At 60.7% G+C, this 21,133-nt stretch carries 18 protein-coding genes and 1 tRNA gene; 7 read left to right on the forward strand and 12 right to left on the reverse strand.

Going from position 1 to position 21,133, the window contains the following annotated elements:
• Positions 1-1,491, reverse strand: a 1,491-nt coding sequence (locus ACROHD_RS19195; protein ID WP_432680025.1) for a helicase HerA-like domain-containing protein, incomplete at its 3' end; no start/stop codon positions are given.
• A gap of 476 nt (positions 1,492-1,967) precedes the next feature.
• Here ACROHD_RS19195 and ACROHD_RS19200 point away from each other — a divergent pair.
• On the forward strand, positions 1,968-2,621 hold the full coding sequence (locus ACROHD_RS19200; protein WP_432680026.1) for an invasion associated locus B family protein: 654 nt from the start codon (positions 1,968-1,970) through the stop codon (positions 2,619-2,621).
• A 69-nt stretch (positions 2,622-2,690) separates the two neighbouring features.
• On the opposite strand, the gene ACROHD_RS19205 is transcribed toward ACROHD_RS19200, so the two are convergent.
• Genes ACROHD_RS19205 through ACROHD_RS19220 form a run of 4 tightly spaced genes read right to left on the reverse strand, consistent with a single transcriptional unit; the run spans position 2,691 to position 6,927 of the window.
• A complete protein-coding gene (locus ACROHD_RS19205; RefSeq protein ID WP_432680027.1) occupies positions 2,691-3,902 on the reverse strand; it encodes a beta-ketoacyl-[acyl-carrier-protein] synthase family protein in 1,212 nt (403 codons plus the stop codon).
• Positions 3,899-4,159 (reverse strand): acyl carrier protein, encoded by a 261-nt coding sequence (locus ACROHD_RS19210; RefSeq protein WP_432680028.1) that lies wholly within the window; start codon positions 4,157-4,159, stop codon positions 3,899-3,901. The genes ACROHD_RS19205 and ACROHD_RS19210 overlap by 4 nt, the downstream gene beginning before the upstream one ends.
• Before the next feature lie 36 nt (positions 4,160-4,195).
• Entirely contained in the window at positions 4,196-5,284 is a 1,089-nt protein-coding gene (gene lpxD / locus ACROHD_RS19215) for a UDP-3-O-(3-hydroxymyristoyl)glucosamine N-acyltransferase (RefSeq protein WP_432680029.1), read from the reverse strand.
• 35 nt (positions 5,285-5,319) lie between these two features.
• Positions 5,320-6,927, reverse strand: a complete 1,608-nt coding sequence (locus ACROHD_RS19220; protein ID WP_432680030.1) for a L,D-transpeptidase family protein — start codon at positions 6,925-6,927, stop codon at positions 5,320-5,322.
• A 344-nt stretch (positions 6,928-7,271) separates the two neighbouring features.
• Between ACROHD_RS19220 and mepK the strand changes: the two genes are divergently transcribed.
• Complete coding sequence (mepK, locus tag ACROHD_RS19225) at positions 7,272-7,832, forward strand: peptidoglycan L,D-endopeptidase MepK (protein ID WP_432680031.1); 561 nt, start codon at positions 7,272-7,274, stop codon at positions 7,830-7,832.
• Positions 7,833-7,919: 87 nt separating this feature from the next.
• Here mepK and ACROHD_RS19230 read toward each other — a convergent pair whose 3' ends face one another.
• From ACROHD_RS19230 to ACROHD_RS19260, 7 genes are all read right to left on the reverse strand, one after another.
• Positions 7,920-8,867, reverse strand: a complete 948-nt coding sequence (locus ACROHD_RS19230) for a 1-phosphofructokinase family hexose kinase (RefSeq protein WP_432680032.1) — start codon at positions 8,865-8,867, stop codon at positions 7,920-7,922.
• Between the two features lie 35 nt (positions 8,868-8,902).
• A complete protein-coding gene (locus ACROHD_RS19235) occupies positions 8,903-9,658 on the reverse strand; it encodes an SDR family NAD(P)-dependent oxidoreductase (protein ID WP_432680033.1) in 756 nt (251 codons plus the stop codon).
• Positions 9,659-9,772: 114 nt separating this feature from the next.
• A complete protein-coding gene (locus ACROHD_RS19240; protein ID WP_432680034.1) occupies positions 9,773-10,873 on the reverse strand; it encodes an ABC transporter ATP-binding protein in 1,101 nt (366 codons plus the stop codon).
• Positions 10,866-12,512: an alpha-glucosidase gene (locus ACROHD_RS19245; RefSeq protein ID WP_432680035.1), complete on the reverse strand. Its 1,647-nt coding sequence runs from the start codon at positions 12,510-12,512 to the stop codon at positions 10,866-10,868. Before ACROHD_RS19245 ends, ACROHD_RS19240 begins: the two co-directional genes overlap by 8 nt.
• A gap of 14 nt (positions 12,513-12,526) precedes the next feature.
• On the reverse strand, positions 12,527-13,750 hold the full coding sequence (locus tag ACROHD_RS19250) for a carbohydrate ABC transporter permease (protein ID WP_432680036.1): 1,224 nt from the start codon (positions 13,748-13,750) through the stop codon (positions 12,527-12,529).
• Positions 13,750-14,727, reverse strand: coding sequence for a carbohydrate ABC transporter permease (locus ACROHD_RS19255; protein ID WP_432680037.1), 978 nt, complete (start codon positions 14,725-14,727; stop codon positions 13,750-13,752). The genes ACROHD_RS19250 and ACROHD_RS19255 overlap by 1 nt, the downstream gene beginning before the upstream one ends.
• A gap of 71 nt (positions 14,728-14,798) precedes the next feature.
• A complete protein-coding gene (locus ACROHD_RS19260) occupies positions 14,799-16,142 on the reverse strand; it encodes an ABC transporter substrate-binding protein (RefSeq protein ID WP_432680038.1) in 1,344 nt (447 codons plus the stop codon).
• A 251-nt stretch (positions 16,143-16,393) separates the two neighbouring features.
• Here ACROHD_RS19260 and ACROHD_RS19265 point away from each other — a divergent pair, with 251 nt between their 5' ends.
• From ACROHD_RS19265 to ACROHD_RS19285, 5 genes are all read left to right on the forward strand, one after another.
• Complete coding sequence (locus ACROHD_RS19265; RefSeq protein WP_432680039.1) at positions 16,394-17,425, forward strand: LacI family DNA-binding transcriptional regulator; 1,032 nt, start codon at positions 16,394-16,396, stop codon at positions 17,423-17,425.
• A 4-nt stretch (positions 17,426-17,429) separates the two neighbouring features.
• The gene (locus ACROHD_RS19270; protein ID WP_432680040.1) at positions 17,430-18,746 is read left to right on the forward strand and encodes a GH1 family beta-glucosidase; all 1,317 of its coding nucleotides are present in this window, start codon (positions 17,430-17,432) and stop codon (positions 18,744-18,746) included.
• An 18-nt stretch (positions 18,747-18,764) separates the two neighbouring features.
• Positions 18,765-19,712 carry a glucokinase gene (locus ACROHD_RS19275; RefSeq protein WP_432680041.1) on the forward strand — a complete coding sequence of 316 codons (948 nt, stop codon included), beginning with the start codon at positions 18,765-18,767 and terminating at the stop codon, positions 19,710-19,712.
• A 93-nt stretch (positions 19,713-19,805) separates the two neighbouring features.
• Positions 19,806-19,895, forward strand: a tRNA-Ser gene (locus tag ACROHD_RS19280).
• Between the two features lie 649 nt (positions 19,896-20,544).
• A complete protein-coding gene (locus ACROHD_RS19285) occupies positions 20,545-21,087 on the forward strand; it encodes a hypothetical protein (RefSeq protein ID WP_432680042.1) in 543 nt (180 codons plus the stop codon).
• Positions 21,088-21,133: the final 46 nt, after the last annotated feature.

Genomic DNA, 21,133 nt, shown 5'->3' on the forward strand with positions numbered 1-21,133 from the left:
CACCGAATCGCTTCGACGAGAGGACGAACGGCGGCGCGGTTGCTCCTCGGCAGGCTCCGCCCGGGTCACGCGAGAGCTAGAGCGCCCAACCCGATTGCCCGAATAACGCCGCCCGGCACGATATTCCCGTTCCGCGGCGCTTTCGGTCTCTTCCTCAACAGATTCGGCCTCTTCTGCTTCTCGCGCCGCCGCCTCGGCGCGGGCCTGCAATATTTCAAAGGCGCTTTCGCGGTCCACGGCGGCCTCGTATTTCCCTGCCAGCGGAGAGGTCGCAATCAACCCCGCGCGCATCGCATCAGCCATCGGTCCCAGTTGCGACGAAGGCGGACGGATCAGCGTGCGTTCGGCCATGCCGGGAATGCCCTTGCGTTCCAGCATCGAGGTTACAGCCTCACCCACGCCGACTTCGCGGATCGCATCCTCGATATCGAACGCCGGGTTGTCGCGGTAGTTTTCTGCCGCTTGCCGCAAATCGCGCCGGTCTTTCGCCGTATAGGCGCGCAACGCGTGCTGCACCCGGTTGCCGAGCTGGCCGAGCACATCCTCCGGCACATCGGCCGGGTTCTGGGTGATGAAATAGACGCCAACGCCCTTGGACCGGATCAGGCGCGCCACCTGTTCCACCTTGTCCACCAGCGCCTTGGGCGCGTCGTCAAACAACAGATGCGCCTCGTCAAAGAAGAAGACGAGCTTGGGCTTGTCGGGGTCGCCCACCTCGGGCAGTTCCTCAAACAGTTCAGAGAGCAGCCAGAGCAGGAAGGTGGCATAGAGCCGGGGGCTGCCCATAAGCTTGTCGGCGGCCAGGATGTTGATCCGCCCCAGCCCGTCGGCGTCGGTTTTCATGATATCGGCAAGGTCCAGCGCGGGTTCGCCAAACAGTCGGTCGCCCCCCTGCCCCTCCAGCACCAACAACCGGCGCTGAATGGCCCCGATCGAGGCGGTCGACACGTTTCCGTAACGCAACGAAAGGGTTTGGCGGTTCTCGCCCACCCAAACCAGCAGCGATTGCAGGTCTTTCAGGTCAAGCAGCGCCAGCCCCTGTTCATCTGCCACCCGGAAGGCGATGTTGAGAATACCCTCCTGCGCCTCGGACAGTTCCAGCAAGCGAGAGATCAGAAGCGGCCCCATCTCCGAGATCGTGGTGCGCACCGGATGCCCGGCCTCGCCATAGAGATCCCAGAACGTCACCGGAAACGCCCTATAGGCATAGTCGGCGAATCCGATCCGGCCCGCACGTTCCATGAAAGCATCATGGAGCTTGAAGCTTTCGCTGCCCGCCGCACCGAGCCCCGACAAGTCGCCCTTCACGTCAGACAGGAAGACAGGCACGCCATTTGCGGAAAAGCTCTCAGCCAGAATTTGCAAGGTCACGGTTTTGCCAGTGCCGGTCGCGCCGGCGATCAACCCGTGCCTGTTGGCGTATTTCAGCAGCATGTGCTGCGCCTCTGCGTAGCCCTCGCCGCCGCCGCCGATAAAGATGCTGTCCGACATGTTCTGCCCCTGTCTGATATTCTTCGCCCCGCACAATACAATCTTAACGATCCTGTGCCAGTCTCCTCGTCATGGCCCCGGCAAGTTTGCCATCGGGTGACCAGCCTGGGCCATGGTTTTCCTCCCTGTTGACTGGCTGCGCCGGCGTCGTCCGGCGCGGATTTTTCCGTCGGATTGCATACCTGTGCAAAATGGTTCGGATTTCGGACCAAAAACGCAAATTACCCTGTTGACGACCGCGCGCACCTGTCCTAGCGTTCCTCCCAGAAAGTCGGCCAGTCCGACAGGGAGAGAAAAAAGATACTGAAAAGGGCCCCGCTGTTGGGCCCTTTTTGCTTCTCTCCCCATGGCTTCAGAACAGGCGTACCAATTGGCGAATTCCAGCGCTTGCCGGAAAAATGCCCCTGACAGCGCCCCGCGCGCGTGCTAGCCATTTGCCAAACCACCTGTACAAACGAGACAGACGAGGCCCTTTGATGAAATTCCTTTCCCTTTCCGCCGCCATCCTGGCCGCTGGCCTTGCCCTCCCGCTGGCCGCACAGGAAGCAGCCGACGCAGACACCCCTTCCGCAGCGGAACAGGCTGGCCTGTCGCTTGGCCAACCTGAAGTTGGCAGCGCCTACAGCCGTGAAGTCTTTAACGATTGGGATATGCGCTGCATCGTGTCACCCGAAGGCCAGCCTGATCCGTGCCAGCTCTATCAGCTTCTCGTTGATGACCAGGGCAATGCGGTCGCTGAGTTCAATCTGTTCGACGTACCCGATGAAGGCGATCTGGCAGCCGGTGCCACCATCGTTACGCCCCTCGATACGCTGCTGACCGGTCAGCTGCGCATGGCCGTGGACAGCAACCCGGCGCGTGTTTATCCGTTCAGCTTCTGCCAGCAGATTGGCTGCTATGTGCGCCTTGGTCTGACGGCGGCAGACATCCAGAGCTTCCGCGCCGGAAGCGAAGCACGAATTGCCATCGTTCCCTTGCAGGCCCCCGATCAGGTCGTGCCGCTGACGCTGTCGCTGTCTGGCTTCACCGCCGGTTTCGAAGCGCTGGAAGCGTATAATGAAGAGGTCATCGCACAGCTTCGCGCCGCGGCCGCTGCCGCCGCCGAAGAAGGCGAAGCCGCGTCGCAATAATCCCGCGCGACGCGTGCCATTGGACAGACCCGCCCGGCACAGGCCGCGGCGGGTCTTTTCGTATCGGGATCAAGCCAGTTTGCGCAGCGCCAGCACCGCGTTCAGCCCGCCAAATGCGAACGCATTGGACAGAACCGCGCCAACGTCAGCGTCTCGCGCCACGTTCGGCACCACATCGAGCGCACATTCCGGGTCCGGTTCTTCATAGTTGATCGTCGGGGCGATCACCCCATCGGTCAGCGCCATAATGCAGGCCAGAAGCTCCACCGCGCCGGTGCCGCCGATCAAATGGCCATGCATGGATTTGGTTGACGAGATCATCAGCTCATCCGCGTGATGCCCGAAGACATCCGCAACCGCCGCGCATTCCACCTTGTCATTGGCCGCCGTTCCGGTGCCGTGAGCGTTGATATAGCACACATCCTCGGGGTTCAGGCGCGCATCCTTCAACGCCCCCGAGATGGCCCGCGCCGCGCCCTGTTTCGATGGCATCACGATATCTGCCGCGTCCGAGGTCATCGCAAAGCCCACGACCTCGGCCAGTATCTCGGCCCCCCGCGCTCGGGCGTGGTCGTAGTCCTCAAAAACGAACACCGCCGCACCTTCGCCCTGCACCATCCCATTTCGATTGGCACTGAACGGACGGCAGGCATCGCGCGACATGACGCGCAGCCCTTCCCACGCTTTCACGCCCCCAAAGCAGAGCATCGATTCCGATCCGCCGGTGATCATCACGGGGGCCATTCCGCAGCGGATCATGTTGAACGCCTGCCCCATGGCATGATTGGACGACGCGCAGGCAGTGGCGACGGTGAAGCTGGGGCCTTTGAGATTGAACTCCATGCTGACATGGCTTGCGGCGGCGTTGTTCATCAGCTTCGGCACGACGAAGGGATGGACGCGGTTCTTGCCCTCTTCGTAGACAGACCGGTAATTCTCATCCAGCGTCTGCATTCCGCCACCAGACGTACCAAGCACAACCCCGGATCGTGCCGCCAGTTCCCCGCTGAAGGTCAGACCCGACTGTGAGATCGCCTGCCGGGCCGAGATCAGGGTGAATTGCGTGAACCGGTCATAGAGCGATATCTGCTGACGGTTGAACAATGCTTCGGGGTCGTAATCCTTGATCTGCCCGCCGATCCGCACCGCCAACCGGTCTACATCACGGATTTCCAGATCCCCGATCCCGCAGCGGCCTTCTCGCATCGCTTCCTTGGTGGCGGCAACATCGGCCCCAAGCGCGTTGATCGTGCCTTGCCCGGTTATGACAACGCGCTTCATGTGGCCTCGGCCACAAGACCTTCGACCGCCTTTATGATGGCCGACACGCTGGAAATGTCGAAATCGCCTGCATTGGGTTCGTTGGCATTGAACGGCACCTGAATGTCAAAGGCTTCCTCAATGGCGAAGATGCTTTCCACCAGGCCAAGGGAGTCGATCCCAAGATCATCAAGAGTAGCGTCCAGCTTCACGTCTTCGACGTCAATCACCGCCTGCTCGGCAATGATCCGGATAACCTTCTCAGCAACGTCCGACATAGCACTTACATCCCTGACATCTCACCTGAGGCTGACTTAGTCATTGCCTGCCAGTTTTGAAACGGCTTTTTGCAGGTCCGCGACAGTCTTGGCCAGACGCGGCAAACGGCGGATCGCCTTGTAGCTCTCCACATGCGCCTCCATCTTGACGGCCGGATAGCCCAGAACCGCACGGCCCGACGGCACGTTGGACAAGATCTTGGTGGCCCCTCCGGCAATCACATCGCTGCCCACGGTCAGGTTATCGGCGACACCCACCTGTCCGCCGAACACAACCCGATCCCCTACGATGGTCGACCCCGCGACACCGGTCTGTGCGGCGAACAGGCAATCGCGCCCGACCTGAACGTTGTGGGCCACATGAACGAGGTTATCGAACTTGCAGCCATCTCCCACCCGTGTATCCCGGATCGTGCCCTTGTCGATGCAGGCATTGCAACCGATCTCGACATCATTGCCGACACGGACAGATCCAAGCGAATGAATGCGGGTCCAGCTTTGATCCACGGCCTCGGCCTGCCCCATGGATTCGCGGACCTGTTCCACCGTCGATTTCTCGGGCGTTACGAAAGACATGCCATCGCCGCCGACAACCGCGCCGGGATGGGCGATGAAGCGATCTCCGATATGTACCCGACTGCCCACACGCACCCCCTGCATCAGCAACGCGTCGTCGCCTATATGGGCGAGTTCTGCGACAGTGACATGACTGGCGATCCGCGCCCGCGCGCCGATAACCGCGCCGCGCCCGATCACCACAAACGGGCCGATGGCCGCGCCGATGCCGATGGTGGCGCTGTCGTGAATGACGGCCGTTGGGTGAATGCCCGGTGCGATCTCTGGCCCCGGGTCCAGCGCCGCCGTCAGACCCGCCAGCGCGTAGCGGGGGCGCGGGACGACGATGGCCGCCTCCAGCCCGTAATCTTGCCAATCCATATCCGGCCCCAATACCGCAGCCTTTGCCTGCCCGTCGGCCAGCCCTGCGGCATAGTCAGCAGACATCGCAAGTGCCAATTGTCGGGGGCCAGCCAGCGCCGGTTCCGAAAGGCCGTCGATCTCAAGATCCAGATTGCCGAAAGCCGAGGCCCCAAGAGCCTCGGCTATCTTTCCAATGGTCAGCGCCATGATCGTGCTCCGCAGCGAAGGTTGCTGCGACAGCTTTAGCTGGACACGATCGGGAGTTCCACCCCGGCCTGCTCCATCGCATTCCACAAAGCACGGTCCCGCCCATAGATGTCGCGACGGAAGTTCAGCTCTCCTTCAGGGGTCACGAAGGCCGTCCAGTACACGATATGGACCGGGATCTGCTGAACCAGGTCAACCTGCGTTTCCTGGCCGGAATTGAGGATGCGATTGAAATAGGTCTGCGGCTGCGATTCCTGGGGTGCCAGAAGGTGATAGGCAAGTTCCAGAGGCCGATGCACACGGACACAACCGTGGCTATAGGCCCGGGTTTCGCGGGCAAAGAGATTCCGAGACGGCGTGTCGTGCAGATAGATATTGTGCCGGTTGGGGAACATGAACTTCACCCGCCCAAGCGCGTTGCCCGGCCCCGGCCCCTGACGCAGGTCAAACGGGAAGGTCGACGCGGTGTATTGGCTGAAATCAATGCCCGCCCGGCTGACCTGCCGTCCACCTTGCAGCAACTCCAGATGGCCCGCAGCGGCAGGGTTGGCCTGCATCTGCGGCAGGTATTCGCCGATGGTGATCGAACGCGGCACATACCAGCTCGGATTGATCACCATGTGCTCCATCGTGTCGGAGAATTCAGGCGTAACCCGGTTCGACGGCGTCGCGCCGACAACAACGCGGGTTTCGAACGTGACCTCTTCATTGTCGATCACATAGGCGTGGTAGTCGGGGATGTTCACCAAAACATGCCGCGAGCCGCGCTCAGGATCTTCCCAGTTCAACCAGCGCTGCCGCTCCATTGCCAGGATCACCTGGCGCAGGCGTGTGTCCAGCCCGATATTCACCTCTTCAATGGTTGACGATCCGGCCACACCATCGGCCAGCAGCCCGTGTGCAGACTGAAAGCGCTGAACAGCGGCTTCCATATCGGCGTCGAAGACAGCGGTAGCAGAGCGTTCCATGTATCCCATGCGGATCAACCGGTCGCGCAATTGCACGACAGCTTGCCCGCGGTCGCCCAGTTCCAGGCGTCCGCCATAGACCGTAGATCCCCAGCCCCCGTCATTGGCCATCTGGGTCAGGCGCAGAAGTTCACGCTGGAGACGCAGGTATTCAGGATGCGCGGGCGGCAAGGCGCGGATCACTTCGTAGGGATCCGAGTCCACAAGCGAGTGCAGGAGATCGGTTGGATCACGACGCGGCAGATCCCGGTGAATCTCGCGCACCACGGAACCGGGGTCGAGAATGCCGGATTGAACATCATGCGCATAGCGCAGGAACATGGTCGAAGCCATGATTTCGGCCTGGCCGCGGCTATAGGGGTTGTCAGCATCCATGAACGCAGCCCGCAGCGCATCAGGGTCGTAGCGCCCGGCAGGCAGCCCGTGGTTGGCGGCCCCTTCAAGCGCCATCAACAGCGCATTGCGGCGCTCGGCGTCCTCGGTTCTGGTCCAGATCGGTTCAAACGCCCGTTCACGATAGAACTCGGCCATTTCATCATGCTCTGCTACGCCCTCGGCAATGGCCTGACGAAAGGCCGTTACCAGCGCCGAAGCAGGGGCAGGCAGCAGTATCGAGATGGAAAGGATCACTGCCAGAACGGGCAGCATTGATGGAAGAAATGTCTTTTTGGTCATCGGATCACCTGTTGCGCGCACGGATCACGGGTGTGTGAATACTAGATGACCTGCGACATTGGGGAGAGTCCATTCACATTTTCGAAAGATCTTCCTGATAGTTACATGAAAAATGCACAGTGTCTCCGATGCAACGCCTGCCGAAGAATCGGCCAATATCCCCGGAATAAACGCCTTTTTGGCGGATTTCTGCCGACAGGCACCCCTAGCGATGAAGGCTCCCCGATTGAGACTTTTAAGAAAGTTTCAATTGTGTCATAAAACGCACAGCTGGGGATGGACATGTAACAAGTCACTAGAAAGTGGCACTGGACGGAACGGGCAGAAGGACGGGGCAAATTCTTATGACTAAACCGACAATGACGCGGCGGTCGTTGCTTGGGGCATTCGCAGCTACAACAGTTGCAGCTGCCCCTTATGCAGCAAATGCTTTCGGAGTTCTTCGCGGCGGTGGCGACTATCGTAAACTGCGCATGTATTCCGCGAGAACTGGCGAAACACTCGACATGGTCTACTGGATCGATGGCGACTACATCCGCCCCGCGTTAGAGGAAATCTCCTACTTCATGCGCGACTGGCGCGTTGATGAATCTCACGATATCGACCCGCGCACGCTCGATATCATGGCCGCATCGCACAATCTTCTGGAAACACGGCAGCCCTATCTTCTGCTGTCTGGCTATCGGTCGCCCTCCACCAATGCTTTGCTGCGCTCTCGCTCTTCCGGTGTTGCCCGCAACTCGCTGCACATGCAGGGACAGGCTGCCGACCTCCGGGTAGAGGGGCGCTCGGTCCGTCAGGTTGCCGCAGCCGCCGAGTCCTGTAACGCAGGCGGTGTCGGGCGCTATTCCGGGTCCAACTTCACGCATATGGATTGCGGTCAGGTCCGAACCTGGGGCGGCTAAACCCATAGCTGCCGTTCGGCCCAAACGGCAGCCAAAAGACATCGAGGGACAGAAGAAAGCCGGCCAATTGGGCCGGTTTTTTTCATGTCAGATCGGTTCCACCGGGCATTCCGCCATCAACCGTTCCGCATCGGCGCGTTCACATAGTCGCGTGGCCTCGGTCATCACCGCGGCACTGGCCGCCGCCATGCCGCGTTGCAGGCAGTCAGGCAGGTCATCCCCGCGCGCCAAACCAAGCGTAAAGCCCGCAACAAAACTGTCCCCTGCACCGGTCTTGGACCGCACCGGGACCTTGGCTGCTCGGGATAACCAGCGGCCCTCTGCATCCGCAAGAACCGATCCTTCGGCGCCGCGCGCCAAAACCACCACCTGCGCCACCCCATCCCTGACCAGCGATTGCGCGAAATCGGCGCTGTCCCTGGCTGTGGGAAGGGAGCGCGCGGCCAATTCTTCCGCTTCTTCATGGTCCAGCCGGAGAACCGCCAGCCCGGCTATGCGACGTGCCTCCAGGGCGCGCAGTGCAGCGCCTGATGTGTCCAGCACCAGTCGCGCCTCAAGCTGATCGCAGAGCGTGACCAATCGGGCGGGGAAATCATCGGGGAAACCGGGCGGATGACTGCCGGACAAGACCACCAATCCGCCTTTTGGGATCACCTCTGCGATCTCGGACGTGGCGTGCGTGATCTCGGCAGCAGCCCATTCCGGGCCCGGAAAGATGAACCGGAACTGCTTGCCGGTGTCATCATCCATCACCGCAACGCTTTGGCGGGTTTCGCCCGGCGCCTCGATGATCCGAACGGGCAATCCCGTGCCCGCCAACAGCTTGGCCAACACGACGCCCATACCACCGCCCGCCGCGACCAGCGCAAGGCTTTCGCCCCCCAGTTCCGCAAGCGCCCGGGATACGTTGATCCCACCACCGCCAGGATCGAGCCGCGGCGCAGTGCAACGCAGTTTGGGTCCGGGGCGAACCCCGGCAGTGGAGGTATCAAGGTCCACGGCCGGGTTCAGGGTGATCGTCAGAATAGGGAGCATACCAAAGGGTCCGAAAAGGGCTGTTCCCCCCAACCCTATGGCAGGCGCAGCGCCCCGTCGAGGCGGATGGTTTCGCCGTTAAGATAGGGCATTTCGATCATGAACCGGGCCATCCGCGCGAATTCCTCGGGGTTGCCAAGACGGCGGGGGAAAATCACGTCGCTGGCAAGCTCTGCCATCATCTCCGGCCCCAGGCTTTCCAGCATCGGCGTCAGGAACAGGCCCGGCGCAATTGCGTTCACGCGGATGCCAAGCGAACCCATGTCGCGGGCCATTGGCAGCGAAAGCCCGGCAACCCCCGCCTTGGAAGCCGAATAAGCCGCCTGCCCCTTTTGCCCGTCAAACGCGGCGATTGAGGCAGTGTTGACGATCACCCCGCGTTCGCCGTCTTGATTGGGCTCGTTCTTCGACATTTCGACTGCCGCAAGGCGGGCCACGTTGAAGGCCCCGACAAGGTTGATATCGACGGTGCGCTGGAACGCATCCAGCGGGAACGGCCCCTTGGAACCCACGGTTTTCGCGCCGGTCACGATGCCCGCGCAGTTTACAACGGCGGTGATACCCCCCATGTCCACAACGCCTTGGGCAACACCCGCTGCAACACTGTCTTCGCTGGTCACGTCAACCTCAGCAAAGCTGATGCCGGGCAATGTGGCCATTTCGGCGCCCTTCGCCGCGTCGCGATCAAAGACCGTGACCATTGCCCCGGCCCCGGCCAGATAGCGCGCTGTTGCGGCCCCAAGCCCGCTGGCCCCACCGGTCACAATCACCTTTGCGTTTGCGATATCCATGGCTGCCTCCCTTCGGAATTGAACATACGTTCAATTACAAAAGGAAACGACGCAGCGTCAATCGAGACGCAACGTCGTTTCGGTCGCGCCGTGCCGGGCGCGGGAGGAACCGGTTCACCTGTAGTGAAGTGACACCCCGTCGCGGAACACATGCACCTTGTCCGGAGCGGCGGTCATAGTCACCTGCTGCCCGCGCAGATCCTTGTGGATGCCCTGCAATTTGGCGATCACCGTATCGGTATCTTGATTGGCGCTTGGCGCGGTGAAGTACAGCTGCGTGACCTCGCCCAGGGCCTCGATGATGTCGACCGTTCCGGCAAAGGCATAGTCGGCGGCATCGGTCTGGACCATGTCCTCGGGCCGAATGCCAACCTGCACATCAGCCCCCATATCCGCTTCGACCGACGGATAGTTAGAGGTGATGCGCCCTGCCCCATCTGCCAGTTCCAGCGTGGTGACATCGCCCGTTCCGACAATCTTGCCCGCCAGCAGGTTCATCGCCGGGCTGCCAATGAACTGCGCCACGAACGTGGACCGGGGACGCTCATAAAGCTCCAGCGGGCTACCCACCTGCGCGATGCCCTTGTTGGCCAGAACCACAATCCGGGTAGCAAGCGTCATCGCCTCCACCTGATCGTGGGTCACGTAGATCATGGTGGACTCCGGCATCTGTTCCTTCAGCTGAGCGATCTCGATCCGGGTCGCCACACGCAGGGCCGCGTCCAGATTGGAAAGCGGTTCATCGAACAGGTACACCTTAGGGTCACGCACGATGGCCCGGCCAATCGCCACCCGCTGCCGCTGTCCGCCGGACAGAGCCTTGGGAAGCCGATCCAGATAGTCTGTCAGTTGCAGCTTGTCTGCGGCGGCATTGACGGCGCTATCGATCTCTTCGCGCGATTTACCGGCGATCTTCAATGCGAACGCCATGTTGTCGCGCACCGTCATATGTGGATAGAGCGCATAGGACTGGAACACCATGGCAATGCCGCGTTGTGCGGGCGGCACGTCGTTCATCGGCTCACCATCGATGGACAGTGTGCCATCGGTGATTTTTTCCAACCCCGCGATCATCCGCAGCAGGGTGGATTTCCCACATCCCGAGGGGCCGACGAAAACGATCAGCTCGCCCGTCTTGATATCGAGGTTGATGTCATTGAGGACATTCACATCGCCATAGGATTTGACGACGTCCTTGAGGACGAGATCAGCCATCGGAGCTCTCCTGTGCTGCATAAAGGGCCTGCCATGGCCCAAGGGTCGAAGCGGTGCCGGTAAATGGCGCGGCCAGAACGGTCCAGTCGCCATCCGGCATGTCGATTGTCTGGGGGCTGTCCGTCAGGTTAAAGACGCACAGAACCGTGCGGAGGCCGAGCTTGCGGGTGAAGGACAAGATGCCATCCTGGGCCGAAAGCAGGGTGAAATCGCCTTTGGCAAGCGCCGGTTCCGTCGCGCGGAAGGTGATCATGCGGCGGTAGAAGGCCAACATGCTGTCGGCTTTGTCATCCTGCGCGGCCACTGAATGGGACAGGTGCTCCACCGCCACGGGCAGCCAGGGCTTGCCATCGGTAAAGCCGCCATTGGCATTGTCCGTGACCCAGGGCATCGGTGTGCGGCATCCGTCACGGCCCTTGAATTTTGGCCAGAAGCGGATCCCGTAGGGATCTTGTAGATGCTCAAACGGAACGTAGGCCTCGGTCAGGCCCAGTTCCTCGCCCTGATACAGACAGGCCGACCCGCGCAAGGATAAAAGCAGCGCCGCATAGACACGTTGCGCCGGTTCCGACAGGGTCCAGCGGCTGGCATGACGCACCACATCATGGTTGGAGAATGCCCAACAGGCCCATCCATCACCGATCGTCTCTTCGTAACGTGTCAGAACCTCGCCGACGCGTTCCGCGGTTGGGGCAATACCGGACAGGAAATCGAACGAGTAGCACATCTGCACCTTGTCGCCGCCTGATGTGTATTCCGACTGAATCTCCAACCCGTATTGGGCATCACCCACCTCGCCCACGGCGATGGCGTCGAACTCATCCATCACCTTGCGGAAGCGGCGCAAGAACGTGAGGTTTTCCGGCTGGTTCTTGTCGTATAGGTGGTCCTGCCAGTTATAGGGATTCACCTCGGGCGCGATGGTGGAATTGCGGGCCTCTGGGGCCAGCGCCGGGTTGTCGCGCAATTGCTGATCGTGGAAGTAGAAGTTGATCGTGTCCAGACGGAAGCCATCGACGCCTCGTTCCAGCCAGAACCGCACCACGTCCAGCAAGGCGTCCTGCACATCAGGGTTATGAAGGTTCAGATCGGGCTGTTCGGACAGGAAATTGTGCAGGTAGTACTGCATCCGCTCGCCGTCCCATTCCCAGGCCGAGCCACCGAAGATGGACAGCCAATTGTTGGGCGGCGTGCCATCGGGCTTGGCATCGGCCCAGACATACCAATCGGCGCGGGCGTTTTCCCGGCTCTGACGGCTTTCCTGAAACCATGTGTGCTGGTCCGAGGTGTGGCTTATCACAAGGTCGATCAGAACTTTGAGCCCCAGGTCATGGGCCCGCGTGATCAGCGCGTCGAAATCCCCGAGCGAGCCGAACATGGGGTCCACATCCCGGTAATCCGAGACGTCATAGCCGAAATCCAGCATGGGCGAACGGAAGAAGGGCGAAATCCAGATCGCATCGACACCAAGACGGGCGATATGATCCAACCGATGGATGATCCCCGACAGATCGCCAATGCCGTCGCCGTTGCTGTCCTGAAAGCTGCGCGGATAGATCTGGTAGATCACCGCCCCACGCCACCAGTCGTTGTCGACAAGGCCTTCACTGGCCGGGGTCATGTCTTGCATGAGGTTCATGGGTCTTGGAGCCCTTATTTAACCGAGCCGGCCAGAAGGCCGCGCACGAGGTAGCGTTGCATGGTGAAAAAGACGAGAACCGGCACCGCGATGGACACGAAGGCCGCCGCCGCCAGAATGCCCCAATCGCCGCCGCGCGATCCAAGCAGATCGTCGGCAATACGCACGGTCATGACCTTGGAGGCATCATCAGAGGGCAGGAATACCTTGGCGACCAGCAGGTCGTTCCATGTCCACAGGAACTGGAAGATGGCAAAGCTGGCCAGCGCCGGAAAGCTGAGCGGCAGAATGATCTTGGTGAAGATCTGGAAATCCGTGGCCCCATCGACCTTGGCGCTTTCGATGATGTCGCGCGGTAGCCCGACCATGTAGTTGCGCAGCAAGTAGATGGCGAGCGGCAGGCCAAACCCGGTATGCGCCAGCCAGATACCGACAAAGCTCTGCCCGATACCGATCTGGTTGTGCAGGTTGAGAAGCGGCACCAGCGCCAGTTGCAGGGGCACCACCAGAAGGCCGACAATGGCGGCAATCAGCAAGCCCCGCCCCGGAAAATCCATCCAGGCCAGCGCATAGGCCGCGAAAGCCGCGATCAGGATCGGGATGACGGTGGAGGGGATCGTCACCGTGAACGTGTTGATGAAGTTGCGGAAGACGCCGTTTTCATCTGACAGGATATCCCAGAAGGATTGTCCATCTGCATAGGCTTCCTCACGTTCCTCTGAGGTCTGTGCGGTCAGGATGGTCAGGTAGTTGTCCATCGTGAAATCCGGCGGTGTTTCCGCGCCAAAATAGATGCGAAGTCCGCGCGCGTCGGGTTCCTCGGCCGTGGTGTAACGATAGCTCCCATCTGCGTTGACGGTCAGCGTGCCACCATCGCGGGTCTCGCCCTCGGTACCGGCGGCATAGGCCGTGGGTTCACGACCCGTCACACCAAAGGCAGTGATCGCGGCCTCGCCGCTGCTGAAAGCTTCGGCCACTTCGGACGAGGCGAAGATATTGCCCTCGGTCACCCAAAGATCGCCTTCCCGTACCGGTTCGCTGTCATCCGCGCGGGTGCGATAAGTCAGCTCGACCGAAAATGGCGCGTTCCACCAGCCCGAAGCGGTAATCTGGTCGCGGTCCCGGAAAGACGACACGAAAAGACCCACGGTCGGCACCAGCCAAGCAATGACGAGCAACGCCACCGTCAGGTTGACCGCCCATTTCAGGCCAGAGCTCTTGCCTGCGATATTGTCCATCAGCGCATCTCCTTCTGGGCCTGGCGGATGTTCCAGATCATCACGGGCAGCACCACGATCATGATCACCACGGCCACGGCGGTCGCCCGCCCGTCATCACGGAACATGAAGCTCATCATGTAGCTGGGTAGAATTTGAGTGCCGAAATTGCCGCCGGTCATCGTGTAAACGATGTCAAAGACCTTGAGCACGAGGATGGTGATCGTCGTCCAGACCACCACGATGGTGCCCATGATCTGCGGCACCTTGATCTTGAAGAAAAGCTGGAACGGATTGGCTCCGTCGATAATCGCGGCTTCAACCGTTTCCTCGGGGATGCCCCGCAGGGCGGCTGACAGGATCACCATGGCAAAGCCGGTCTGGATCCAGACAAGGATCGCCATCAGGAAGAAGTTGTTCCAGAAGGGCACCTGCACCGGGTCCATAGGATCAAGCCCGATCGCATCGCGCAGCGCATTGATGATGCCGATATCGGGATCACCCGCATAGACGAACTTCCAGATCAGCGAGGCACCCACAAAAGAGATGGCCATCGGCATGAAGATCAGCGATTTGGCGATATTGCCCCACGAAAGGCGATCTGTCAGCTGCGCCACAAGAAGGCCGAGGAAGGTTGCGGCGGCAGGCACGACCAGCGCCCAAAGAGCGTTGTTGAACAGAGCCTGCAAAAATTCCGGATCATCGAACAGAAACAGATAGTTATCGAGCGCGATAAACTCATCCCCTGCCCGGTTATGCATTGACCGCCAAAGGCTGCCGATCACCGGGTAGACAAGGTAGAGCGACAGCGCGCAAAGCGCGGGAAACAGGAACAACCAGGGCCGGACGGCGGTGGCGTGGTTGATGTTGCGACCTGCATTGCGGCCACGGGCCGGGAAGATCACTTTGTCGAGGATCAGGTTCGCGGCGTAGAAATATCCGATGCACCCGAACACACCCACGAATATTGTTATCACACCCTGCAAAAGCGGTGACATGACCTTCTCCTCCCAAAATCAGGTCTGAACGGTCCGGGCCACACACGGTGGCGGCCCGGACCAATTGGTCTTTACTGCATCGAGTCCCAACGATCCTGGATCGCCTGTGCCACATCAGCGGCGTCGGCACCCGAGGTATAGTCGACCATACCGGTCCAGAACGCGCCTGCGCCGATTTCACCGGGCATCAGGTCGGACCCGTCGAAGCGGAAGGTGGTCGCGCCCAGAAGGATCTCGTTCATTGCGCGCTGCGCATCAGTTGGGAACACATCCAGATTGACGCCGCTATGCGGGGTCAGGAAGCCGGATTGTGCCATCCAAAGCTCGTGCGCGATCGGGGTTTGCAGGAACTCCATGAAGGCATGTGCTGCCGGGGCATCGTCGGTGATCGCCCAAAGCGTGCCCGCACCAAGCACCGGGTTGCCAAGATCGCCTTCCTCGTAGGACGGGAAGTAGAAGAAGTCAGACTCCGCGCCTTCCGGGAAGAAAGTGGGGATGAACGACGCCTGGCGATGCATGTAGCATTCCGGCGGATACGAGAAGAGACCGGCCGGGCTGTCGCGGAAGTCGGTCGTTGCGACGGCGCTGGCGCCTCCGTTCACATACGCGTCGTTGCGGGCGAAATGGCCGAACGCCTCAATGGCGCCAACGATGCGTTCGTCGGTGAAGGGGATCTCGTTCGTCACCCAGCCATCATAGACATCGGCAGGCTGCGTGCGCAGAAGCATATCTTCAACCCAGTCGGTCGCGGGCCAACCAGTCGCAGCACCGGAACCCAGCCCGATACACCAGGGCGTGCCGCCATCGGCCACGATCTGGTCGGTGAGCGCCATCAGCTCTTCCATCGAGGTCGGGATGTCATAGCCCGCTTCATCAAAGGCTTCGGGGCTGTACCAGACCAACGATTTCAGGTCGACCTTGTAGAAGAAGCCGTAGAGCGCGTCTTCGCCATCGGGGCCTGCATAGGTGCCCAGATCGACCCAGGAATCACCAGCTGCATAGTTGGCGGAAATCCAGTCGCCTGTCCCATCGGCAAGCGGGGTCAAAAGGCCGCGAGAAGCCATATCTGCGGCCAGGCCGGGCTGCGGGAAGACCGCGATGTTGGGGGCGCTGCCCGCCTGCGTGGCGATCACGATATCCTGCTCAAAGCTGTCAGAGCCGGAATAGTTCACGGTCGCGCCGGTGGCCTCTTCGAAATAGACAAGAATGCTTTCCACCAGCTCGGCATCGGGGCCGATCCAGGGGCCGGTGATCGACAGGGTCTGACCGCTCAGATCGGTGGAACCGGCGAATGCTTCAAAGCTGTCCCAGTTGAAGGCACCTTCGCCGGGCGCGAACATCATGTGTCCGTCGGCCTGCGCCATACCTGCGGTCAATGCCAGCACTGCGGTGCCGGCGAGTAACGATTTGTTCATGGTTTCCTCCCAAGAATGGGCCGAGGCCCTTGTTGACTGGAACGCACTGGATGCGTTTCCAAAGCGCTTTGGCACTTCACTAGGCATCCGTGATTCCCGGTTTTCTGTCAATGAGGATTGTCCAAAACACGTGAAAAGAGGGCATATTAGGGCGATTTTTCCACCTCTGGCTGTGGAATTGACCTTTGACAGCCCTGAATTTTCAGGGATACTGCCCAAAGTTTTAAAGCGCTTTGGGTTCTCTCGTGGCTATGAATCTCAAACAGTTGTCCGAATCTCTGGGCCTGTCGCAGACCACGGTCAGCCGGGCCCTGAACGGCTATCCGGAGGTTAGCGAAGCGACGCGGCAAAGGGTGGAAGACGCGGCTCAGCGCCACAACTACCGCCCCAACACCCGTGCCCGAAGCCTTGCAACCGGCCGCGCCCACATGATCGGCCACGTCATCCCGATCTCGACCCGCCACGAAATGATGAACCCGGTCTTTTCCGACTTCATTGCAGGGGCCGGTGAAGCCTATGCCAAGGCAGGGTATGACATGACCCTGTCAATCGTGCCGGATGATGCGGAAAACGCCACCTATCGCAGTCTCGCGCAGAAAAAGACCGTCGATGGAATCGTGATTCACGGCCCGCGCGCTGATGAGCGGCGGATCAAGCTGTTGCAAGAACTGGACCTGCCCTTCGTTGTGCATGGCCGCGCCTCGGCGGAAGACAGCGATTATTCCTGGGTAGACGTGAATAACCGCCGTGCCTTTTCCCGCGCGACGGAACTGTTGCTGGATCTGGGGCATCGCCGGATCGCATTGGTCAACGGCCTTGAAGACATGGATTTCGCCATTCGGCGTCGTCAGGGCTATGAAAAAGCACTGATGGAACGCGGGCTTCACCCGGACCCGGCGCTTGGGGCCAGTGACGAGATGACCGAGCATTACGGCTATGATACCGCCCGCCGGATGCTTGCGCAGGACGCTCCGCCAACCGCCTTTCTGGTCTCGTCCCTGATTTCCGCCATCGGGGTGCGCCGTGCGCTGGAAGAAGCCGATCTCAAGATGGGCCGCGATGTCAGTGTCATCACCCATGACGATGAACTGAGCTACCTGGGCAATGGCAAGGACGTGCCCATTTTCACCGCCACCCGGTCTTCCGTACGCGAGGCGGGCCGGATCACAGCCACTACATTGCTGGAACTGATCGAAGATCCGAACCGCACCCCGCGCCACCACCTTCTTGAAGCCGAACTGATGCTTGGCCGCTCGACCGGCCCTGCCCCGCAAGAAAGCTGACATCATGACATGGACACGCCAGGACTTCCCCGAAGGCTTTCTCTTCGGGGCCGCGACCTCCGCCTACCAGATCGAGGGGCACGATTTCGGCGGCGCTGGCCCCACCCACTGGGACAGTTTCGCCGCCACGCCCGGCAACGTGGTGCGCGCCGAACATGGCGGGCGGGCCTGCGATCATTATCACCGGATGGACGAAGACCTCGACCTGCTGAAGGCGCTGAATGTCGATGTCTACCGGTTCTCGACATCCTGGGCTCGGGTGCTGCCAGAGGGGACGGGCACGCCAAACCCGGACGGGCTCGATTTCTACGACCGTTTGGTTGACGGGCTGCTGGAGCGGGGCCTGAAGCCTGCCGCAACGCTTTATCACTGGGAACTGCCGCAACCTCTGGCCGACAAGGGCGGCTGGCGCAACCGGGATATCGCAGGCTGGTTTGCCGATTTCACCGAAACGATCATGGGCCGGATCGGAGATCGGGTGTGGTCTGCTGCCCCCATTAACGAGCCATGGTGCGTCGGCTGGCTGAGCCATTTTCTTGGCCACCACGCCCCCGGCCTGCGCGACATCCGCGCCACGGCACGCGCCATGCATCATGTGTTGCTGTCGCATGGGCGGTCCACTCAGGTGATGCGCGGTCTGGGGATGACCAACTTGGGCGGCGTCTTCAACATGGAATGGGCCAATCCGCTGGATGACAGCCCCGAGGCAGCACGCGCCGCGGCCACCTACGACGCCTACTACAACCGTTTCTTCCTTGAGGGCATCTTCAAGGGCGCCTACCCCACAGAGGCGATGGAAGGTCTTGAGCCGCATCTGCCCGATGGCTGGCAGGATGATTTCGCCACCATCGGCGCACCGCTCGACTGGATCGGCCTGAACTACTACACCCGCAAGAACATCGCCCCTGCCCCCGGCCCATGGCCCGCGCTGGCGGAAATCGACGGCCCCCTGCCCAAGACCCAGATGGGCTGGGAGATCTATCCCGACGGGCTCTACCAGTTTCTCAAACGCACCGCCGATCTGGTGCCGGACCTGCCCATCTACGTGACCGAAAACGGCATGGCGAATGCAGATGTGCTGGCAGGCGGGGCAGTGAACGACCCCGAGCGGCTGGCCTATATCGACGCCCATCTGGACGCCTGCCGCCGCGCCTTGGCCGAGGGCGTGGACCTTCGCGGCTATTTCATCTGGTCGTTGATGGACAATTACGAATGGGCGCTTGGTTATGAAAAACGCTTCGGACTGGTCCATGTGGACTTCGAAAGCTTGAAGAGAACGCCCAAAGCGTCCTATCACGCCCTCGCGCAGCGTTTGCGCTAACCAAAGGGAAGCCAGCCTATGCACCGTGACATTTCGCTCGTGGCCGATATCGGCGGCACCAATACCCGCGTGGCACTAGCCCGCGGCTTCGAGGTGCAGCGCGACACGGTGCGACGCTATTCCAATTCCGGTGTGTCTGGGCTGGACGTGCATCTGGCCCGTTACATGGCCGAAATGCAGCCCGGTGCCCTGACCGGGGCCTGCGTGGCGATTGCCGGCCCGGTGCGCGATGGCGTGGGGCAGATGACAAACCTGGATTGGCGGGTGGACCGCGACGGATTGGGGGACGCCACCGGCGCGCGCAAGCTGGCGGTTCTCAATGACCTGCAGGCGCAGGGGCACGCGCTTGGCCATCTCGAAGAAAGCGACCTCAGCCGACAGCTGCCGCAACCAGAGTCCGCCCGCCACGCGGCCAGGTTGGTGGTGGGGCTTGGCACAGGCTTCAACGCGGCCCCCGTCTATGACACTGCGGGCGGGCGTTTCGTGCCGCCCTCTGAATGCGGCCATATCACCATGCCCCGCCACACCCGGGCACTGGCAGCGCTGGCCGAGGCACTGCAACCGCGCCACGGGTTTGCCGCCGTCGAAGACGCGCTTTCGGGCGGTGGCTTTGTCCGCGTCCACAGGCATTTGCATGGCGAGGATCTGGAAGGGGTTGAGATCATCTCCCGCCTGTCCCAGGGCGATCCGAAGGCGACCGAAACCGCGCGCCTCTTCATTGAGCTTCTGGGCGCGGTCATGGGCGACCTTGCGCTGGTCCACCTGCCCTTTGGCGGGCTCTACCTGATCGGCGGCATGGCCCGCGCCATCACCCCCTGGCTGGAACCGCTCGGCTTTGCCGACGCGTTCCGGGATAAGGGACGGTTCACGAACTTCATGGGACAGTTCGGGGTGGCAATCGTTCTGGATGACTATGCAGCATTGACCGGTTGCGCCGCGCATCTTGGTCATTTGCCGATTGGCTGAGCGCCATCGCCCACCCTGCTTCATTTTTTTTACTCTGCATGCGTCAAGCCCCCTTGCACCCCGCCCGCTCCTTGGGCTATCCCCGCCCGGCACGGAGAGGTGGCCGAGTGGTCGAAGGCGCACGCCTGGAAAGTGTGTAGGCGGGAGACCGTCTCCAGGGTTCGAATCCCTGTCTCTCCGCCACTTGCCCCCGCGAAAGCGTTCTCCCGATCCGGCCGCGGCCGGATTTTTCCATTGTTTTCGGGGGTTATGGGGGTGAGGCTGTTAACCGGCGCATTCCTCACAGGGCCGGAAAGCGTTCTCTCCGGGCCGATATTCTCCAGACCTGTTGCCTTCGCCGTTTTGGTGAATTTTCTGTAAGATATTGAAAACGTGCTGAATTTCGAGGGGTGCAGGTGAGCACTTCGACGTCGGTCTCGACCGCGTTAAGCGACCCGGTTCGAACGTCACTCCTTTAAACGACGTCACTTGGCTTGAAGGCATTGACGTAAGGTGAAGGCGCTGGGAAAATCAGAAAAAAGGGATGGCAACAACAGACCGCCTACCATTTTCTTCAGCTTCGCCATCGGTTTACACGCAGATGTCTTCGGCAAGGAGCCGCATGTTGGTGAGCAGTAATGAGGTGGTCGCAGAAAAACCAAATCTGTCGTGTCATTGGCTCATCTCGAGGTGGTCATCTCCACAGTGGATGGTGGTCGTGACGCTTGACCTTATCAAGGGAGAGTACGACGGTATTGGTGGTTCTTTTCGGGAGCTACGTACAGACGCTTGGTTTCGGCAAGAAATGAAACGGGCGCGCAGAACGGTGGCATTGATCAGGAGATGAAACGAATTGGATGAACTGATCGAATTCAATAGGTCCGTCGTTGGCGAAGTCACTGCAGAAGCATCAGCAAGTGGTATTTCGCAGACTGACGCATTTTTTGAACGGATGGCTGCCCTCCTGGAAGCAGAAGGTGAAATTGCGACCGCTGACCGAGTTACGTTTCTCGCCAGCAGTCAGGGCAAGACCGTAAGGCTCGACGGGATTGGCGGAGACCCGCGTGAGTCCGAGGGTATACTTAGCGTCATCGTCAGCGATTTTCATGATGGAGACGCGGCGGTTAAGATCAATGCAAGCGATGCCAAGAAGGCCTTCGGCCACCTAATCAACTTTGTCGCTGCCGCGCGTCGGGCTGCCTTCCGGGAGGACCTGATCGAGGGGAGTGCTGAAGCAGGTGCCGCCTCAATTATTACATCGGCGTGGTCATCCATAACGAAGATCAAACTCATTCTCATGACCAACGCGACCTATAGTGCCAGGACAGACGCGGTTCTTGCGGGCAAGATTGATGGCATTCCAGTTGGGTGGCCTGATCTGACTGGTCCGGTTTGATTGTTAGTGCATGATCGGCCTTTGGTCCATCTGGACGACGGCCTCG

Origin of the sequence: Nioella aestuarii (genome assembly GCF_050896395.1) — a bacterium.
GTDB lineage: Bacteria > Pseudomonadota > Alphaproteobacteria > Rhodobacterales > Rhodobacteraceae > Nioella > Nioella aestuarii.

Bases quoted from the DNA above. Each gene is read 5' to 3' on its own strand.
- ACROHD_RS19200 (WP_432680026.1), top strand. From the start codon at position 1,968: ATGAAATTCCTTTCCCTTTCCGCCGCCATCCTGGCCGCTGGCCTTGCC.
- ACROHD_RS19205 (WP_432680027.1), bottom strand. From the start codon at position 3,902: ATGAAGCGCGTTGTCATAACCGGGCAAGGCACGATCAACGCGCTTGGG.
- ACROHD_RS19210 (WP_432680028.1), bottom strand. From the start codon at position 4,159: ATGTCGGACGTTGCTGAGAAGGTTATCCGGATCATTGCCGAGCAGGCG.
- lpxD (WP_432680029.1), bottom strand. From the start codon at position 5,284: ATGGCGCTGACCATTGGAAAGATAGCCGAGGCTCTTGGGGCCTCGGCT.
- ACROHD_RS19220 (WP_432680030.1), bottom strand. From the start codon at position 6,927: ATGACCAAAAAGACATTTCTTCCATCAATGCTGCCCGTTCTGGCAGTG.
- mepK (WP_432680031.1), top strand. From the start codon at position 7,272: ATGACTAAACCGACAATGACGCGGCGGTCGTTGCTTGGGGCATTCGCA.
- ACROHD_RS19230 (WP_432680032.1), bottom strand. From the start codon at position 8,867: ATGCTCCCTATTCTGACGATCACCCTGAACCCGGCCGTGGACCTTGAT.
- ACROHD_RS19235 (WP_432680033.1), bottom strand. From the start codon at position 9,658: ATGGATATCGCAAACGCAAAGGTGATTGTGACCGGTGGGGCCAGCGGG.
- ACROHD_RS19240 (WP_432680034.1), bottom strand. From the start codon at position 10,873: ATGGCTGATCTCGTCCTCAAGGACGTCGTCAAATCCTATGGCGATGTG.
- ACROHD_RS19245 (WP_432680035.1), bottom strand. From the start codon at position 12,512: ATGAACCTCATGCAAGACATGACCCCGGCCAGTGAAGGCCTTGTCGAC.
- ACROHD_RS19250 (WP_432680036.1), bottom strand. From the start codon at position 13,750: ATGGACAATATCGCAGGCAAGAGCTCTGGCCTGAAATGGGCGGTCAAC.
- ACROHD_RS19255 (WP_432680037.1), bottom strand. From the start codon at position 14,727: ATGTCACCGCTTTTGCAGGGTGTGATAACAATATTCGTGGGTGTGTTC.
- ACROHD_RS19260 (WP_432680038.1), bottom strand. From the start codon at position 16,142: ATGAACAAATCGTTACTCGCCGGCACCGCAGTGCTGGCATTGACCGCA.
- ACROHD_RS19265 (WP_432680039.1), top strand. From the start codon at position 16,394: ATGAATCTCAAACAGTTGTCCGAATCTCTGGGCCTGTCGCAGACCACG.
- ACROHD_RS19270 (WP_432680040.1), top strand. From the start codon at position 17,430: ATGACATGGACACGCCAGGACTTCCCCGAAGGCTTTCTCTTCGGGGCC.
- ACROHD_RS19275 (WP_432680041.1), top strand. From the start codon at position 18,765: ATGCACCGTGACATTTCGCTCGTGGCCGATATCGGCGGCACCAATACC.